Raw genomic sequence first — 580 nt, 5'->3', positions numbered from 1 at the left:
ACAGGTAGCCGCAATTTGTCGGTTACTCAGTCCTTTGTCCCATTTCAGACGCAGGACCTCTTTGATTTTGCGCATGGATAACCTCTTTGCTGGCATCTGACCCGTCTCCGAATGAAAAGGGTCAGAATACCGTTAAGTTATCCCGCATCGTGCGACTTTGATGGGGTGATTCAGGCTGTCTGCCAGGGTGGCAGCTTTGCCGTGGAATCAGTGGCAGCTTTCGCGTGGAATGGGTGGCAGGCTTCGTCTGGAATCAGTGGCAACCTTGGTCTGGAATACGCATTGAGCGAGCATATTTTTCCCCCGAGTGTACGAAATCGCCTGAGAACAGCTCGCTTCAAGCGGGGTGCTTTTCACTTCCTGATCAAAATGGCATATGTAGTGGTCAACTAATCCCGGACAGGATTTTAAGGTTATCCTCTGCTACAACAGGCGAAATGCCGCCGTTGTATGCGTGAGGTCACTGTCGGTTATAGTAGTCCATCAAGTAACGTCCAACGTCTTTTTGAGCCTCAGACAGATTTCGGTAGCCCAAGGCCGGTATCCATTCGGACTTCAGGCTTCGGAACAGCCTCTCCAT

At 50.9% G+C, this 580-nt stretch carries 1 pseudogene; it reads right to left on the bottom strand.

Features of this window, described 5'->3' with window-relative positions:
* Positions 1 to 385: 385 nt before the first annotated feature.
* Positions 386 to 580 (bottom strand): annotated as a pseudogene (locus tag ADINL_RS16845) (IS3 family transposase); the annotation flags it as partial.

Origin of the sequence: Nitrincola lacisaponensis (assembly GCF_000691225.1) — a bacterium.
GTDB classification, from domain to species: Bacteria; Pseudomonadota; Gammaproteobacteria; order Pseudomonadales; family Balneatricaceae; genus Nitrincola; species Nitrincola lacisaponensis.
The sequence above is the reverse complement of the archived record's forward strand: the minus strand, read 5'-3'. Positions and strand labels throughout refer to the sequence as shown.